The 15644-nt window shown below is 62.1% G+C and carries 16 protein-coding genes, 2 pseudogenes and 1 riboswitch; of the genes and pseudogenes, 4 read left to right on the top strand and 14 right to left on the bottom strand.

The features are described 5' to 3' along the window. Positions 1-6: 6 nt before the first annotated feature. From XpopCFBP1817_RS05685 to gcvP, 3 genes are all read right to left on the bottom strand, one after another. Complete coding sequence (locus XpopCFBP1817_RS05685) at positions 7-702, bottom strand: VRR-NUC domain-containing protein (protein ID WP_128416370.1); 696 nt, start codon at positions 700-702, stop codon at positions 7-9. Continuing rightward, entirely contained in the window at positions 699-1280 is a 582-nt protein-coding gene (locus XpopCFBP1817_RS05680) for a PAAR domain-containing protein (protein WP_128416369.1), read from the bottom strand. Before XpopCFBP1817_RS05680 ends, XpopCFBP1817_RS05685 begins: the two co-directional genes overlap by 4 nt. A gap of 255 nt (positions 1281-1535) precedes the next feature. Then, entirely contained in the window at positions 1536-4508 is a 2973-nt protein-coding gene (gene gcvP / locus XpopCFBP1817_RS05675) for an aminomethyl-transferring glycine dehydrogenase (protein WP_128416368.1), read from the bottom strand. A 99-nt stretch (positions 4509-4607) separates the two neighbouring features. After that, a riboswitch (glycine riboswitch) is annotated at positions 4608-4722 on the bottom strand. A 267-nt stretch (positions 4723-4989) separates the two neighbouring features. Here gcvP and XpopCFBP1817_RS05670 point away from each other — a divergent pair. Both XpopCFBP1817_RS05670 and XpopCFBP1817_RS05665 read left to right on the top strand, forming a co-directional pair. After that, positions 4990-6243, top strand: coding sequence for a multidrug effflux MFS transporter (locus XpopCFBP1817_RS05670; protein ID WP_128416367.1), 1254 nt, complete (start codon positions 4990-4992; stop codon positions 6241-6243). 16 nt (positions 6244-6259) lie between these two features. After that, positions 6260-6664, top strand: a complete 405-nt coding sequence (locus XpopCFBP1817_RS05665) for a hypothetical protein (protein ID WP_128416366.1) — start codon at positions 6260-6262, stop codon at positions 6662-6664. A gap of 193 nt (positions 6665-6857) precedes the next feature. Here the strand turns inward: XpopCFBP1817_RS05665 and XpopCFBP1817_RS05660 are convergent, their stop codons facing one another. The 9 genes from XpopCFBP1817_RS05660 to XpopCFBP1817_RS05620 form a co-directional block, all read right to left on the bottom strand. Beyond that, positions 6858-7421, bottom strand: coding sequence for a hypothetical protein (locus XpopCFBP1817_RS05660; protein WP_128416365.1), 564 nt, complete (start codon positions 7419-7421; stop codon positions 6858-6860). A gap of 91 nt (positions 7422-7512) precedes the next feature. Further along, positions 7513-8178: a hypothetical protein gene (locus XpopCFBP1817_RS05655; protein WP_128416391.1), complete on the bottom strand. Its 666-nt coding sequence runs from the start codon at positions 8176-8178 to the stop codon at positions 7513-7515. 10 nt (positions 8179-8188) lie between these two features. Continuing rightward, the gene (locus XpopCFBP1817_RS05650; RefSeq protein ID WP_128416364.1) at positions 8189-8434 is read right to left on the bottom strand and encodes a hypothetical protein; all 246 of its coding nucleotides are present in this window, start codon (positions 8432-8434) and stop codon (positions 8189-8191) included. 1 nt (position 8435) lies between these two features. Beyond that, positions 8436-8651, bottom strand: a complete 216-nt coding sequence (locus tag XpopCFBP1817_RS05645; RefSeq protein ID WP_128416363.1) for a Ras family protein — start codon at positions 8649-8651, stop codon at positions 8436-8438. Then, positions 8648-8992 (bottom strand): hypothetical protein, encoded by a 345-nt coding sequence (locus XpopCFBP1817_RS05640; protein ID WP_128416362.1) that lies wholly within the window; start codon positions 8990-8992, stop codon positions 8648-8650. Before XpopCFBP1817_RS05640 ends, XpopCFBP1817_RS05645 begins: the two co-directional genes overlap by 4 nt. Beyond that, a complete protein-coding gene (locus XpopCFBP1817_RS05635) occupies positions 8989-9360 on the bottom strand; it encodes a hypothetical protein (protein WP_128416361.1) in 372 nt (123 codons plus the stop codon). Before XpopCFBP1817_RS05635 ends, XpopCFBP1817_RS05640 begins: the two co-directional genes overlap by 4 nt. A 62-nt stretch (positions 9361-9422) precedes the next feature. Then, positions 9423-9935 (bottom strand): hypothetical protein, encoded by a 513-nt coding sequence (locus tag XpopCFBP1817_RS05630; RefSeq protein WP_128416360.1) that lies wholly within the window; start codon positions 9933-9935, stop codon positions 9423-9425. A 33-nt stretch (positions 9936-9968) separates the two neighbouring features. Further along, complete coding sequence (locus XpopCFBP1817_RS05625; RefSeq protein ID WP_244171066.1) at positions 9969-10265, bottom strand: R body protein; 297 nt, start codon at positions 10263-10265, stop codon at positions 9969-9971. A 165-nt stretch (positions 10266-10430) separates the two neighbouring features. Then, a complete protein-coding gene (locus XpopCFBP1817_RS05620; protein WP_128416359.1) occupies positions 10431-10751 on the bottom strand; it encodes an FAD-binding monooxygenase in 321 nt (106 codons plus the stop codon). Between the two features lie 527 nt (positions 10752-11278). On the opposite strand from XpopCFBP1817_RS05620, the gene XpopCFBP1817_RS05615 reads away from it, so the two are divergent. Further along, positions 11279-11929 carry a hypothetical protein gene (locus XpopCFBP1817_RS05615; RefSeq protein ID WP_128416389.1) on the top strand — a complete coding sequence of 217 codons (651 nt, stop codon included), beginning with the start codon at positions 11279-11281 and terminating at the stop codon, positions 11927-11929. Between the two features lie 145 nt (positions 11930-12074). On the opposite strand, the gene XpopCFBP1817_RS05610 is transcribed toward XpopCFBP1817_RS05615, so the two are convergent. Then, positions 12075-14096 (bottom strand): M2 family metallopeptidase, encoded by a 2022-nt coding sequence (locus tag XpopCFBP1817_RS05610; RefSeq protein ID WP_128416358.1) that lies wholly within the window; start codon positions 14094-14096, stop codon positions 12075-12077. A gap of 378 nt (positions 14097-14474) precedes the next feature. Here XpopCFBP1817_RS05610 and XpopCFBP1817_RS05605 point away from each other — a divergent pair. Next, positions 14475-15180 (top strand): annotated as a pseudogene (locus XpopCFBP1817_RS05605) (DUF3014 domain-containing protein). On the opposite strand, the pseudogene XpopCFBP1817_RS05600 reads toward XpopCFBP1817_RS05605, so the two are convergent. After that, positions 15131-15542, bottom strand: a pseudogene (locus XpopCFBP1817_RS05600) (thioredoxin domain-containing protein). The pseudogenes XpopCFBP1817_RS05605 and XpopCFBP1817_RS05600 overlap by 50 nt on opposite strands. Between the last annotated feature and the right edge of the window lie 102 nt (positions 15543-15644).

Here is a 15644-nt window from a genome sequence, read left to right as displayed (position 1 = left end):
CATTGCTCACCTTGCAGGAAGAGGAGTTCGGCCACCGGAGGCCAGGAATGCCAGCCATGCAGCCAAGGTCGCCAGCGGCGCAAGTTGCTCGATCTCTACCGGGACGCCGTTCTCCTGGGGTTGCTCTTGCTTGCTGCATTTACACTCCCTAGATTCAAGTAGCACTGGCTGCTTGCCTGCGATGATGGTGTAGTCCCGAATTTGAGCGTCACTCATCTGATCCCCCGGAAATTTTATCTCGATCACGTCCTCCAGGTTGTCCTGCGTGGGTGGCCGCGCGGGGTCGATGACGGTCACCACGTCCGGCCGCCGGATCAGCCCCGCGCGTGGGCGAAACGGTGGGCGCCCCTTGGCCGGATCGCCCCAATGCTTGTCGATCCAGCCCTTGAGCCAGTCGTGGGTCTTGGTGGCCAGGCCGCTGTCCATGATCGGCGCGGGCGGCTGCTGGGTCATGTCGTAGTTCACCTCGGGCTTGTAGCGGGAGGCATGGTACCAGTCCAGGCTGCGCAGCTTGCCGGACACGCACATCTGGTAGAGCTTCTGCCCGGCTACGCCGGTCAGCGGGTCGCGGATGCAGGAGCAGATGATCGGGCATAACACCGCCATGTCCTGCGGCTTGGCGCGGCTCACGCCGGCCTGATTGCTGCGGCCGTCCACGGCCAGGCTGCCTTGGTCCTGCGGCAGTGCGGGGTCTTCGCTCATGCGGTGCTGTGCTCGCCAGCGTCCAGTAGCTGAAACATCAACGGTTCGTCGACATCGCTCGACAGCCACGGTGTCAGTCCCTGCAGATCGGTCTGGCAGTCCAGTTGCTTGCCGCTGGGAGTGCTCAGGCGCACCCGCCTGCCGGCGACCGGGCGGCCGGTGGCTTCATCCAGCAGCTCGAACCGGCCCGAAAACGGTTGTTCGCCATCGGTGGTACCGCCCAGGGCGTTGGCAAGCAGACCGGCACCGATGGCGTTGGCCGCCCGTTGCGCGCTGCCCGCACCGGCAGCGCCGGCCTGCGGCGTGGTGGGGGTGACATCGAAGCTTGTGCCGACCGTGCTCAGCGCATGACAACCGCAGGCCAGCCGGTGGCCCTGCAATACGATCCCCAGATCGTTGAAGGTGGTGCTGTGGTCGGCTTCGACAAAGGCAAAGATGCCCGTGTGGCGGGGACAGTTGGCCAGGTCGCCCAGCACCACGATGGGCTTGCCATCGATGGTGGAAAAGTTTCCCAGTCTGGCGCTGATGACACGGCCGCCACCGGTGGTGGGGTCTCCCAGGCGAATCGGTCCAGGCATGAGCATCCCTCTGGCGTTTGATCCAGGCTCAACCTTAGCGCTGGATGCGACGCCCGGGCGAGCGCGCCCCGGCATCCCCGGCAGCCGAGGGCCACCGGCGGCAAGGGGGGAGGCTGGGCTGTCCCCCACCGGGGCCTTTGCCGCCCATGATGTGCACTGGGGCGACGGTTCGCCGCAGCAGGGGGCCGCTGGTGCCCAGCCCTCCCGACCACGCTGTATCTGGCCGTGTGTGCAGGTGCCGAACGGTGGTGTTGCTTACGCTTCCACATCATCCTTGTAGGCATCCACCGGGATGCAGGCGCACATGACGTTTTTGTCGCCGTAGATGTTGTCCACGCGCGCCACCGGTGGCCAGTACTTCTGCTGCTTGAGGCTGGGCAGCGGGAAGGCGGCCAGTTCGCGCGGATAGGCGTGGGCCCACTCGCTGGCCGACACCTGGGTTGCGGTGTGCGGGGCGTGCTTGAGCGGGTTGTCGTGGCGGTCCAGGCGGCCGTCTTCGATGGCGGCGATCTCTTCGCGGATCTGGATCATCGCGTCGATGAAACGGTCCAGTTCGTGCTGCGATTCGCTTTCGGTCGGTTCCACCATCAGCGTGCCGGCGACCGGGAAGCTCAACGTCGGTGCGTGGAAGCCGAAGTCGATCAGGCGCTTGGCGATGTCTTCGGCGCCGATGCCGCTGGTCTTCTCCAGCGGGCGGATGTCGAGGATGCACTCGTGCGCCACCAGCCCGTTACGGCCGGTGTAGAGCGTCTTGTAGTGGGAGCTGAGGCGCTTGGCGATGTAGTTGGCATTGAGCAGTGCCACCTGGGTCGCCTTGCGCAGACCGCCACTGCCCATCATGGTCACGTACATCCAGCTGATCGGCAGGATCGATGCAGAGCCATAGGCTGCAGCGGACACCATGCCCACCGGGCTTTGATGAGACGTGCGGCCATGGATGGACGCTGTTTGATTTTCGCCGGCAGGGATGCCGGCATAGGCTGTCGTTCTGGGAAGAAAGGGCGCCAGATGCGACTTCACCGCACACGGCCCCACACCCGGGCCACCGCCGCCATGTGGAATGCAGAAGGTCTTGTGCAGATTCAAATGCGACACATCCGAGCCCCACTTGCCGGGCTTGGCCACGCCGACCAGGGCGTTCATGTTGGCGCCGTCTGTGTAGACCTGGCCGCCATGCGCGTGCACGGCTTCGCAGATGGCCACTACGTCCTCTTCGAACACGCCGTGCGTGGACGGATAAGTGATCATCAGTGCAGCCAGACGCTGGGAATATTTTTCCGCTTGGGCGCGGATGTCTTCGACGTCGACATTGCCGTTGGAATCGCACTTGGTGACCACCACGGTCATGCCGCACATCTGTGCCGAGGCCGGGTTGGTGCCGTGCGCGGATTCGGGAATCAGGCAGATATCGCGGTAGGCCTCACCCCGCGAGCGGTGATAGGCACGAATCGCCAGCAGGCCGGCGTACTCGCCCTGCGCGCCGGAATTGGGCTGCAGGCTCACCGCGTCGTAGCCGGTGCACTCGACCAGCATCGCTTCCAGTTCGTCGATCAACTGCGCATAGCCGGCCGACTGTTCGGCCGGGGCCAGCGGATGGATCGCGCCGAACTCGGGCCAGGTCACCGGAATCATTTCGGCGGTGGCGTTGAGCTTCATGGTGCAGCTGCCCAGCGGGATCATGGTGCGATCCATCGCCAGATCCTTGTCGGCCAGCGAGCGCATGTAGCGCAGCAGCTCGTGCTCGCTGTGGTGGGTGTTGAATACCGGGTGGGTCAGGAATGCACTGCTGCGCAGCAGGCCTTGCGGCAACGCATCGGCGGTTACGGCATCGAGCGCGTCCACCGTGGCTCTCGGCATCCTGCCTTCGGCGACACTCGCACCTGCTTGTGCATCGGCTAGTTGCGCGCCGAACAACGCGGCCAGCGCAACCACATCGGCGCGCGTGCTGGTTTCGTCCAGACTGATGCCCACCGCTTCGCTGTCGATCGCGCGCAGGTTGATGCCGGCCGCACGTGCTTTGGCGTGGATGGCATCGGCATCGATCGCCGTGACGTGCAGGGTGTCGAAGAAACGCTCGCCCACGGTGACGCCGGCACTGCGCAAGGCAGCGGCCAGGATCGCGGCCAGCCGGTGCGTGCGCCGCGCGATGCGGGTCAGGCCCTCGGGGCCGTGGTAGACCGCGTACATCGAGGCCATCACCGCCAGCAGCACCTGCGCGGTGCAGATGTTGGAAGTGGCCTTCTCGCGGCGGATATGTTGTTCGCGCGTCTGCAAGGTCAAGCGATACGCCGGGTTGCCGGCGGCATCGATCGACACGCCGATCAAACGGCCCGGCATTGAACGCTTGTAGGCATCGCGACAGGCCATAAAGGCTGCATGCGGGCCACCGAAGCCGAACGGCACGCCGAAGCGCTGCGAATTGCCGATCACGATGTCTGCGCCCCATTCGCCGGGCGCGGCGATCAGGGTCAGCGCGAGCAGGTCGGTGGCCACGGCAACCAGGCTGCCTTGCGCGTGTACCGCATCGGCCAGCGCGGCGTGGTCGCCGATGTGTCCGAAGCTGTCCGGATACTGCAGCAGCACGCCGAAGCACGTGGCCTGCAGCGCTTCGTCCGGCGTGCCCACGCGCAGCACGATACCCAGCGGCTCGGCGCGCGTCCGCAGCAGTTCCAGCGTCTGCGGGTGCACCGCGTCGTGCACGAAGAAGGTCTCGGACCTGGACTTGGCCGAGCGCTTGGCCAGCGTCATCGCTTCGGCCGCAGCCGTGGCTTCGTCCAGCAGCGAGGCATTGGCGATCTGCATGCCGGTGAGGTCGGCGCACAGGGTCTGGAAGTTGATCAGCGCTTCCATGCGGCCTTGCGAAATCTCCGCCTGGTACGGCGTATAAGCGGTGTACCAGGCCGGGTTTTCCAGAATGTTGCGCAGGATCACCTTCGGGGGATGAGTGCCGTAATAGCCCTGGCCGATAAAGGTGCGTTGCACCTGGTTCTTGCTGGCGATGGCGCGGATCTTGGACAGCGCTTCTTCTTCGGTGATCGCTTCGGGCAGCGCCAGGGCGGCCGCGGATTTGATGTTGCCGGGCACGATGGCGTCGGTCATCGCATCCAGCGAGGCGTGGCCGACCACGCCCAGCATCTGTGCGATTTCTGCGTCGTTGGGGCCGATATGGCGTTCGACGAACGCACTGTGGTGTTCGAGGTCGCGCAGGGAAGGCAGAGGCTGGGACATGGCGGGCATCCGGGGCAGGGGGCAGACGAATGGTCAACAGGCACCCCGACCGGCGTGACGCGCACAGCGCATCACCTCCTGTCGCAGCGACAGTCTTCCTCGCGCCCCTCTGTCCTTTTGCCTGAGAGTTTAAAAACGCGGTATGGCGCTGGGCCTGCCTGCGTTCCGTGCCCCTTCGGCGCCGGCATCGGCCGGTCTCTCCAGAGTTGTACTACGGATGGTATCGGGCCTGAGCGATTACGGGCTGTTGCGCCTTCGGCAGCGGCAGTGCCGCTTCTCCCACCGTGTTGCCGGCCGATTATAGCGTGCGTCTGCACCACCGGGCGCACCCGCCGCGCCTGTCGCGTCACGGCTGTTATGCTTGCGTCCGCTTAACCTGGCAACGGCGAGCGCCTATCATCTTTGCCCTTGTGATCCTCCGGGCGCCGCGACGCGCGGATGCTGGTGTGCGTCCCCGTTGCACCACGTTTCGGACTGCTGCATGACCCCCACCACGCCTTCCACCCGTCGCATGGCGCTGCTGCTCGCCGGGTTGGCGATGTTCGGCCCGTTCTCCATCGACACCATCTTCCCGGCGTTCTCGCGGCTCAGCCGCAGCCTGGCGGTGGACGAGGTGGCGATGCAGCAGACCATCAGCTTCTATCTGCTCGCGTATGGGCTGATGAGCATCGCGCACGGGCCGTTGTCCGATGCGTGGGGCCGCAAGCGGGTGATCCTGGGCGGGCTGGTGCTGTTCATCGCCGGCTCGGTGGGCTGCGCACTGTCGCAGGATCTGCCCACGTTGTTGGCGTTCCGCGCGTTGCAGGGCCTGTCGGCCGGTGTGGGCATGATCGTTGGGCGGGCAGTGATTCGCGACCTGTTCCATGGCGCTGATGCGCAACGGCTGATGAGCCAGGTGTCGATGATCTTCAGCATTGCACCGGCCATCGCGCCGATCATCGGCGGCTGGATCCTGCTCAGCGGTGCCGGCTGGCCGCTGATCTTCTGGTTTCTGGTGGCGTTCGGGCTGGTGCTGTTGATTGCGACGATGACCTGGCTGCCGGAGACCCATCCGGTGGAAGCGCGCACGCCGCTGGAGCTGCGCCGCTTGATGCGCGACTACGTGCGGATCGGCTTCAACCCGCGCTTCCAGCGCCTGGCTGCGGCGGGAGCGTTCAACTTCGCCGGCATCTTTTTGTACATCGCCTCGGCGCCTGTGCTGATCATGGGTCATCTGCATCTGAGCGAGGGCGACTTTGCGTGGTTGTTCATTCCCACCATCGGCGGCATGACGCTGGGTTCGTTCCTGTCCGGGCGCATGGCCGGCAGCATGGACCCGGCGCGGCAGATCCGCATCGGCTTCATGTGCTGCGGCGTGGCGGCGCTGGCCAATCTTGGCTACACCTTCTCGGTGGCGCAGATCAGCCTGCCGTGGGCGGTGTTGCCGATTTTCCTGGCCGGCGTGGGCATGGCCTTGATCTTCCCGATCCTGGCGCTGGCGGTGCTGGACATGTACCCGCATCAGCGTGGCCTGGCCTCTTCGCTGCAGGCCTTCACCCAACTGATGACCAATACGCTGGTGGCCGGGGTGCTGTCGCCGCTGCTGAGTGAACACCCGCGCCAACTGGCGCTGGGTATGAACGGTTTTTTCTTGCTGGGCTGGCTATTCTGGTGCTGGGAGCGCCGTAGTGGCCGCCTTCTGCGCCGCCGCCAGGCCGAAGAGGCAGTGCCTCTGGAGCCGGCCGACCACCTCTGACCTCACAGGAGCCTGCATGTCCATCGATTCCAAGCTGCGCCGCGACGCCCGCAAGCGCGCCGCCGAGCGCCAGCGCAACCAGGCCATCGCCAAGGTCACTGCCGATTCGCCAATCGAAGCGCATGCCGAACTGCGCGACCAGCAACGCACACTGCTGGCCGGCATCGTCCGTCGCGATGGCGAGTGGGTACTGGGCATGGACGGCCGCATCGCCGGCGAAAGCACCAGCGCCGCGCAGGTATTGGCCTTGATCATGCGCGCGGCCGAATTGCACGAGCGCCAGGGCACGCCGGTGCGGCTGACCTATTCGGACGCGCTCAAGGACGCCGCGCATGCCGAGGCCCAAGCCGATGGGATGGAGTTCGAGCAGTTCAAGAACAGGCTGAGTGCACGTTTGCAGGGCGGCGCTAAACTCAATTGACGCGCGCAGCGCCGGCGTCGCTCGCCCGACGTGGAGCGGCTCACAGCGGGGAGCGTGCAGTTGCCAGGTGGGCGCGGAGCAACCGAAGTGCACGAGCGGTACAACGCGGATTCCCAGTGCCAGCCGCGCGCGCCTGGCGGCGTGCGCAGTCGGTGTATTTGTCAGTCTTATGGGATCAGGGAAACATGCCCAGTCAGGGACCGATGTTCAGCTCTTTCCTTGCCATCAAGGATTGGAATGACAAAGTCTTTTCCTTCTGCCCGGCGCGCAAGCCGCTGCTCTCGATGTAGGAAAAGAGCAGATAGGCATTGACGCAGGTGCAGCCGATGAACTTTTCCCTGGACTCCAGCTTGGGGATCATCGAGTTGTAGAGCACGTAGTAATGGATCGCATCGATGTTGTGGGTGGTGCCCAGAATGTTGGCGCAGTCGATCAGTTCCGCCATCTGCTGCATGTCGAAGGTGTAGGGCAGCAGGTCCAGACGGCGCACCACATCCAGGCGTTTTGGCTGGATCAGGCAGGCATTGCCTTCGCCATATCGCCACATCCAGTCTGCGCCATACTCGCGTTCCAGGTGAGCGCCTTGGAAACTGGTGGTATGCAGCGGGAGGTTGTTTTCATGGGGAAGCTGATTGATCGTGGTGAGGTTGACCGAGGTGAGCGCATCTTCGCGGATCATCTCCCCGAGATTGGCCGAACTGGCCATGATGTGCCAGGTCCACGACGATTGCTGCATGAGGATATCGCTCATTTCCATGTTCTGTGCTCCGGAATGATGTTGAAAAGTCCAATGCTGGACGCGGTGGTGCCGAGATCGTCTGGTTGAAGCGAGATGACCGAATCGGTTTTCAAGATTCGGTCACTTGTTTGACCAACCAATACATTTCCTTGATGGTCTGCAATGCGATGGTCTGGTTTTCCGCGCGCATGGCTTGGAGTGGAAGACCGTGCAACAGGGACATTCCGGGAAACAGCACTATGGGAGTGCCATTGGTTTCGGTGGACAACGGTCTGGGCTCGGGTACATCGGCGAAGCTGCGCCTGATCAGCGCAATGACCACGCCCAGGGCCGCGAGCGCCAGGGCCGCGATCAAGGCAACCAGCAACTTGATCGGAGGCAATGGAATCTTCTTGATCAGGGTTGCGATGAAAATAACGGCCATCAGGCATTCCAGATTCAACGGGCAGTTCAATACCTGGACCATCTGGGTCTGCAGCAAATGCCCTGCCTGTTGCACGAACTCCACTTCGTAGCGTTCTTCATTCACCAGGATCGGAACCGCTATTTGGCGACGCGCCAACGTGTTATCGGTTGTCCGGTAGTTGATCTGGGTCAGGCCCGGGGCGATCTGGGACGGATCCTCAAGCGATAACCATCGGGTGTCATAAGAGGCAATGCGAACCTGCGTGGCGTCTGCATGAACAAGAAAAAAACACTGCGTCTCTAGCCGCTGCGATTGCGGGTACTGCTCGTATGCAGCAGGGAAAGCCACCACCAGCACCTGGACGGGCAATGGCCGCCGACTATCGGAGCGCTCCATCTGTGAGCCCGGCCTCGCCAGCTGCTGCGGTGGTGGATTCATACGCCTGCAGTCCAAGCATGATCGCACCGGCGCTCAAGGCCAGGGAGCCAAAAATCAGCGGCGAGGGTTCGTTTTGCAGCACTTGGGTCATCAGCGCATAGGCTGCCTGGGCACTCGGAATCGCGGTGGCATTCAGTGCATCGGCGGCCGCGAGCGGAGCCGTTACGATCGAACCGTTGGCAACCATGCTAGTTCTCCGGCGGTGGCGGTGGCGGTGGCGGTAGGTGGTAGAGCTGGCGAATGCGGTTCAAGACCTTGTTGTTCTCCTCGGTGATGATGCGCATCTGTTCGTCGGCATCTCCATCCACGCCCAGCAGTGCGACGTTGGTGGCGACCTTGGTCATCGAATCTGCGATCTCGGTGACCGCTTGCCCAAGTTGCTCGATGGATTCTGATTGGCTCATGGGGACGCTCCTTCTGCTGGCGATGGTGTCGTGGAAGATTTGGATGGGTGATGCGAGTGGAACGCAGGGCTGGTGTAAGCCAGCTGGGTGACAACTGTTGAATTGATGTACGCGTTGCACGCAGGAAATGTGCTGGGGCCGAACACCGCGTCGTGCGCATTGCTGGCCGTCGTCGAAGCGGTGGTGGCGATGACGCCGGTTTCGCGATGTCGGATCACGTAGTAGTTGCAGGGCTGCAGCGCCGCCTGCATGCCGTTGATCACGCGGTTTTCCAACAATTCCAGCATCTGGCTGTTGTGCTGCGCCATGGGAGTGGGGATATCGGCGGGCTCCTCGCTCATGCTTGCACCGCCACTGCGGTGGGAGCTTGCGCAGATGCCACGGCCGCGCGGAGGTCGGCGATGCTCTGTGCTGCGGCATTGGAGGATAAGACGGTGACGCCGGATCTAGCAGCGGACGGATTGGCGCTCTGCACGCTCCTGACCGCGTTGGCCAGAATGGACTGGCGCAGTCGATTCGACGCATCCTGATGGGCCAGCTGGGTTTTCGCCGCCAGGTTGTTGCTGGTCACTTGATTGGAGTAGGCCAGATTGGACAGCAGCGACCCTTGTTGCGATGCAGCCAAGCCAGTCAGTGCGAGTGCGCAGACGATCGGATCCGGTGGAGACGGTGGAGCCGTGTTGTCGGTTACTGTGATGTCGATCTGCATGAGTTCTCATCCGAAGAGGGGTGGGGGCACGTGTGACCACCCCCACCCTTGCCACTACGCTTTCACCGTTTTGATGAAGAGACCTGAATGGTCACGCCAAGACTATCGAGGTTGATCTTGATGTCTTCCTTGGCAATGTTTCCAGGGATGAAGATCACCGGTCCCGGCGGTGGAATGACCAGCCGACCTTGCTGATCCACGCTCAGTTTCATTTCCAGCAGCGCCATCAACTTTTGCCACCAGCCGGCGGGCAGCTTTCCTCCGGTTGGCGTGCTGAACGCGGCAATTGTCGCTTTCAGATCGGCGATGGTCTGCGAAAGCTCGTTTGCAGTCAGGATATCCACTGCAGAGCGTGCTTCCAGCGGGCAGATGGTGCTGATGCTGTTGGTGGCCTTGGCAACGACCGGTATGCCAAGTTCGGTGACAGCCTGCTGATTGGAAATGGCATTCTGCTGCCCGAGGTTGTTGCTGGCCAATACATTGGGATAAGCGAGGTTGGACAGCATTGCAGGCTGTTCAGAGATCGCCTTCAGGTTGCCGATTGCCACTGCGCTCACTACCTCTTCTTCTAGCATGGTCCTTGCTCCGTTCTATGACCAAACGACCGCTTACGATCGTGTGCTGAATGCCTGCAGCGTGGCCTTCATATCGGCGATGGTCTGCGCGAGTTCGTCGTTGGTGAGAATTTCCACGGCCGAGCGTGCTTCCAGCGGCCCCAGGTTGCTGATGGTGTTGGACGCCTTGGCGACGATGGAAATGCCAAGTTCGTTCATCGCCTGCTGGTTGGACACTGCGTTCTGCTGGGACAGATTGGTGTTGGCCAAGGTATTGGAATAGGCCAGGTTGGACAGCATTGCGGGTTGTTCCGAGATCGCTTTCAGGTTGCCGATCGCGACGGCGCTCACTACTTAATCGGGCAAAGGCATGGTGATTCTCCTAGCATGGAATGGAATGGACGAGAAGCGGCTTGCCTACCGCAGCCCCGGTTTGGGGAGGATGCTTTCATCGCAGGATCGATCGGCCCGGATGAACTGCACGCGTGATGGATGCACATGCGCAGTTGCTGCCGCTTATTGGACAGCGTCGCGTTGCGTCTGCATGACACCCATGTCCTTGATGAGTTTCTCGATGTCCTTGACCATCTGGTCGATGGTGGTCTGGTTCTTGCAATCGTCGGTACGCTCGATCATCGCGACGCATCTGGCCGCAGCGGCCATCTGTACCTGATTCATCGCCTGCTGCTGGCTGAGCGAGATCTGCTGCTGCATGTTCTGGTTGAAGATCTGCTGGGCGAGTGCGAGGTTGGCCAGCACCGCCGGCTGCTCGCCGATGGATTTCGCATTCGATATGGCGATGGCCTGGATGATGTCTGCGGGGAGTGAGTCAGCCATTGAGCTCTCCATAATGAACGCGTCTTGCTGCGGCGGTGGTGTGCGATGCGATGGGCAAATCCTAGGTCGCTGTTGGGCCGGTACACAAGTATCGTTACCGTAGCTTCGCGGTATCTTCGCCAGTAACGACGCCTCATGTTCGCTGTCTGTCACGTCTGCCGATACGATTGGTCCAAGAAAATTTTTGGTGAACTCTGAGTCAAATTGACGGGAGCCGATTGCGGAGTTACTGCAATCCAGAGCGGATGTGCTCGCTTAGTGGTTAATTCTATGAATTCGCTTTGAATCGGATGGCTATATCGTGTATCCAACTCCTGCTGGTGGACCGTTCGCTGCGTCCGGGTATTGCCGTGATACACGTGGCGCGTAAGCGAGCTGCATTGGTGCTGATAGTTGCTCGACGACTGCCGCATAAAGCTGCTGGTCGTGCCCTGCGTGATAGGAGTAACAGCGACTGACGAGGGTATATTGTGATCGAGGGGACGGGTGGGATTGACGAACAAGAAATTCGATCTGCCTGTGATGCCCTGCTCAAGAGTGAGGCATTCATCAAGGCTCCTAGGATGGGACGACTCCTCCGGTATCTCGTCGAGCAAGTCATTTTTGGCGACACACGCAATACCAACGAATACGCCATTGGAATCGCGGTCTTTGATCGCGATCCGGCGCAGTATCAGCCGGCTGAGGATCCAGTGGTCAGGGTGCAGGTCGGACGTCTGCGCCAGCGTCTCAATGCTTATTACTGCATGCAGGGCGCGGGCGCCGCGCTGGCGATCAAAATCCCTGTGGGTCGCTACATGCCAGTTATCGCTCGGCAGAATGCAGCAGCTTCCGTCACCAGCAGCCGTCTGATGATCCATCCAATTCACTATATTGCCGAGCGCGGTGAGGGGAAGGCCTTCGCCGATGGTCTCTACGAAGAATTACTTGATCAGTTGTTCCAGGCGTTCGGAGAAGTCTTTACCGTTCCGCTCGTCTCATCGGTGACCCAAAGTGAGAGGGGCGCGTCCGCAGAACTCCACGCGCGCGCGCAGGTGCAACATTCGATCGAGGGCAGCTTACGCATCGATGCCCAGCGGATTCGGGCATCGATCCGTATTGTCGATTCCTCGCTGCGCAGGATCATGTGGGCCAGACACTTCGACCGCTCCATTGCGTTCGGCATCCAGCAGCAGTAAGAATTGGCGATGTCGATCTGCAGTGCCTTGAAGCAAATCTTCCAGGGGTGATCGCAGGCAGTCGTTGCGACAGCCGAAGATCCGACGCAAGCGAGGGATCGCCCTGCGGCGCGATAGGGCGCTCGCACGATATACGCAGCAAGGCTCAGCGCGTAATCGTCAAGCCAGCTGCATCGGCTTTGACAGGTACGGTCGCTTGCCAGCCACACAATTGCCCCTGATTCTGTTGCTTCAACCACTCGTTCATCGGTGCGAAGTATTCCAGCATCGGGCCGGCATCCAGGCGGTCGTTGCCGGTGAGTTCCTTCAGCGTGGTCTGCCACGGCTGGCTGGAACCACGCTGCAGCATCGACCAGAATTTCTGCCCGGCCTCCTTGTTGCCGTAGAAGCTGCATTCGTACAGCGGGGCCGGTTGGCCGGCGGCTTCGCACAGGCCTTTGTAGAACTGGAACTGCAGGATGTGCGCGAGAAAATAACGCGTGTACGGGACGTTGCCAGGCACATGGTATTTTGCGCCGGCATCGAAGAACTCTTCGCCACGCGCGCTCACCGGTGCCACGCCCTGATACTTTGCTTTCAACGCCCACCAGGCCTGATTGTAGTGCTCGGGAGTGATCGAACCGTCGAACACGCCCCAGCGCCAGTGGTCGATCATCAAGCCGAACGGCAGGAAGGCGACCTTGCTCAGCGCCATGCGCATCTGCGAATTGATCAGCGCCTCGCGGCCGGTTTGCTGTTCGCCCACCATGCCGATCGACTGCAGATACTTGGGCGTCATCGCCAGCACGATGGTGTCGCCGATCGCTTCGTGGAAGCCATCGTTAGCGCCATTCTGGAACAGCGGCGGCAACGGGTTATAGGCCAGGTCGTAATAGAGATGGCCAAGCTCGTGATAGATGGTGGTGAAATCTTCTTCGGTCGGGTTGATGCACATCTTGGTGCGCACGTCCGCGCCAATGTTCTGGTTCGCATCGCCGCCCATATTCATATCCCACGCGCTGGCGTGACAGATCACGTCGCGGTCCAGCGGTTTGATGAATTGCGAGCGTTGCCAATAGGTGTCGGGAAGTTTGGGCATGCCGAGCGATGTGTAGAACTCCTGCGCGCGCTCGGTCATCTGTTTTGCGGTGCGCAGTTGTGCTTCGCGCTCGGCCTGGAAGCGTGCGCCGCTACCGCTTTCGCCGCCGTTATTGGCCACGGTGCGTGCCAGCACCGCGCTCAGATTGCCCTGGTACTGTTTTTCCAGCGCAGCGGTGATGTCCAGATCGCCGGCGCCCGGATACGGCTGCAGCAGATCCCACAGATTGCTCCAGTCCTGCTGCCACATATTGCCCATCAGATGCGCGGGCAACATGCCGCCCGCGACCTCGCCTTTGTCCTTGCCGTACTGCGTATGGAGCTTGCCGCGTGCGTAGCACTGCAGTTGCGCGTACAGCGGTTTGACCTGTTCCCACAAACGCTCGGTTTCGCTGGCCAGTTGCGCCGATGGCATGTCGTAACCGCTGCGCCACAGCACACCCACATCGGCAAAACCCAAGCCGCGCGCGCCTTCGTTAGCGAGCTCGACAAACCGTTGATAGTCCTTGCGCATGGGTTGTGCGGTGGCGTGCCAGCCCTGCCAGGCGTCGAGTTGTTCGTTGTAGTCGCGGCTGCGCGCCAACACTTGTTGCAGTTCGCCCAACTGGCGGCAGCGGCGCTGCTCGCCCTTGCCGATGCAGTAACGCCCGGCGCCGTAATCGCCTTGCATCCTGGCCGCTATTTGCGTGAGTTCCGCCAGTTTGGTCGGGTCGCGGGGCGCGGGCAGGGCGCTCATCAATTTCAGCAAGTGCAGTGCACGCGCGCTGTCGGCCGACATCGGGAGGCCTGCGTACTGTTTGGATTGTTCGATCCAGCGGTCCAGCTGTGCCAGCTGGCGCTCATTGGCCTTGGCCGCCAGCAATTGCGAGTCGCCATTGATGTAGGTCGACGACAGCCACTGCGCTGCAGTGAGTTCCGGATACGCGGCCTTGTATTCGGCGCTGATGCGCGTCACGAACTGGTCGGCGCTTTCGGCAGGGGCGGCTTTGGTGGCGGCGGGTTTGGCCTGCGGCGCCGCATCCTGGCGGCAGGCCGTCAACGACAGGGTGCCGGCAACGACGGCCAAGGCCAGCAGTAAGCGAGGATTCACAGGTGGTCCTGGCAGTGAAGTCCGGCGAAGGCTAGAACGCGCCGGGTTTCAGGGCAAGCGGTGCTGCCGCGCATGCGACGCCGACGGCTGCGAATCCATGTGGGGTTATTGGAGTAGCCGACAAAACGACGACGCTCACCGCCAGGCGGGCGCGGCCGGTGCTCGGTGCGGCATGTCTCACGCGGGCACTGCGACGCCGAGCGCGCCGTCCACACCCAGCTGCCGACTGGCGCGACGTTTTTTCAGTCATTTTAAGACGTAAGCAACCAGCAACTCTCTGGTGCGGTGAGGGCACAGCGCCTCGACCGACGAATCAATGGAACCATCGCGATATCGCATGGTCACCCCCTGGATGTTGGCGATGCAAGGAGTTCTACGATGCAATCGAAGTCTGCGCGTTGGCCGTGGCTGCTGGCGGTGCCAGTGGCACTGGGCGCCGCCTGGTGGCTACTCAGCGGGTCATCCACTGTGCCCGGCGCGTTGCCTGCGCCGATCAGCCAGACGGTAAGCGCCGTGGCAGCCGCAGTGACACGCGCGCCGCCAGTGCCGGCGGGCCCACGCCATCCGATGCAGGAGCTCTCAGCCGAGCGCTTCGGTGCTGCAGCCGGTACCGGGCGAGTCTGAGGTGTCCGATGCCGCTGGCGGTGTCGTGATCGATCAGGCCAATGCGGCGCGTTATGCGCCTTATGTGGCAGCGTTCACCCAGGTGGATGCACGCGCATCGGTGCGCAGGTAGCTGCGTTTCTACCCGCTATTCCAGCGGGCTGATGCCAATCTGGGTGCGTCGGATCGTTACTTCAACGATCGCGTGATCGATGTGATCGATCATCTGCTGCTACGCACACCGGATCCGGCGCAGCCGATCAAGGTGCTAGGCGACGAACGTGGCCGTTATCGCTTTGTCCATCCTGCGTTGGAATCGTTGTCGATTGGTCAAAAAGCACTGCTGCTGCAGGCAGCGGTGTGCACGCGCTGCCTGCATGGAAACAACGCAAGCTCGGCAGCATGCACCGCGCGCTGCGCCGCCGTAACACCTAGGCCGCGTCCAATTCCCGATAGCGGCGGAAGATGCCATGGGTGTTGAACGCCACCCGTCGCGCGGATGCGAGATAGGCGGCGATACGTGGCCGCTCGGCCACGTGCTGCTGCAACTACCTCGGCCACCAGATCGGTGATGGTCAGTTGCAACTGCAATGCCTGGATGCGCTGGGCATCCGATTCCGTCACCAGCTGCAGGTGCGGCCCGATGATATGCAGGATCGCCGCGACCTGCGCCACCACCCTATCGCCAACGCTGAGGAAAGGCGGAGCGAACGGCTGTGTGCCCGCCTGGTCGCCTTCCAGAAAATCGGTCATTACCTCGTCGCCTTCGACGCGCGCCACGTCGGTGTAGTTGGCGCCGGCATCTTCCAGTGCGAGTCGGACGAATTCGCCGCGGCCTTGCAAGCCGCTCCAGTAGTAGAGCTGCTAGGGCCTGTTAACACTAATGGCCTGAGCGAGTAAACTATCGAGTATGGAGATCATACCAGAGCAATTTTCCCTAATCGA

The sequence above is a fragment of the Xanthomonas populi genome, from assembly GCF_002940065.1.
In the GTDB taxonomy this organism is placed as follows: domain Bacteria; phylum Pseudomonadota; class Gammaproteobacteria; order Xanthomonadales; family Xanthomonadaceae; genus Xanthomonas; species Xanthomonas populi.
The sequence above is the reverse complement of the archived record's forward strand: the minus strand, read 5'-3'. Positions and strand labels throughout refer to the sequence as shown.

What these genes read in the sequence shown, in the direction of transcription:
- XpopCFBP1817_RS05685 (WP_128416370.1), bottom strand. Translation starts at nt 702, where the DNA reads ATGAGCGAAGACCCCGCACTGCCGCAGGACCAAGGCAGCCTGGCCGTG.
- XpopCFBP1817_RS05680 (WP_128416369.1), bottom strand. Translation starts at nt 1,280, where the DNA reads ATGCCTGGACCGATTCGCCTGGGAGACCCCACCACCGGTGGCGGCCGT.
- gcvP (WP_128416368.1), bottom strand. Translation starts at nt 4,508, where the DNA reads ATGTCCCAGCCTCTGCCTTCCCTGCGCGACCTCGAACACCACAGTGCG.
- XpopCFBP1817_RS05670 (WP_128416367.1), top strand. Translation starts at nt 4,990, where the DNA reads ATGACCCCCACCACGCCTTCCACCCGTCGCATGGCGCTGCTGCTCGCC.
- XpopCFBP1817_RS05665 (WP_128416366.1), top strand. Translation starts at nt 6,260, where the DNA reads ATGTCCATCGATTCCAAGCTGCGCCGCGACGCCCGCAAGCGCGCCGCC.
- XpopCFBP1817_RS05660 (WP_128416365.1), bottom strand. Translation starts at nt 7,421, where the DNA reads ATGGAAATGAGCGATATCCTCATGCAGCAATCGTCGTGGACCTGGCAC.
- XpopCFBP1817_RS05650 (WP_128416364.1), bottom strand. Translation starts at nt 8,434, where the DNA reads ATGGTTGCCAACGGTTCGATCGTAACGGCTCCGCTCGCGGCCGCCGAT.
- XpopCFBP1817_RS05645 (WP_128416363.1), bottom strand. Translation starts at nt 8,651, where the DNA reads ATGAGCCAATCAGAATCCATCGAGCAACTTGGGCAAGCGGTCACCGAG.
- XpopCFBP1817_RS05640 (WP_128416362.1), bottom strand. Translation starts at nt 8,992, where the DNA reads ATGAGCGAGGAGCCCGCCGATATCCCCACTCCCATGGCGCAGCACAAC.
- XpopCFBP1817_RS05635 (WP_128416361.1), bottom strand. Translation starts at nt 9,360, where the DNA reads ATGCAGATCGACATCACAGTAACCGACAACACGGCTCCACCGTCTCCA.
- XpopCFBP1817_RS05630 (WP_128416360.1), bottom strand. Translation starts at nt 9,935, where the DNA reads ATGCTAGAAGAAGAGGTAGTGAGCGCAGTGGCAATCGGCAACCTGAAG.
- XpopCFBP1817_RS05620 (WP_128416359.1), bottom strand. Translation starts at nt 10,751, where the DNA reads ATGGCTGACTCACTCCCCGCAGACATCATCCAGGCCATCGCCATATCG.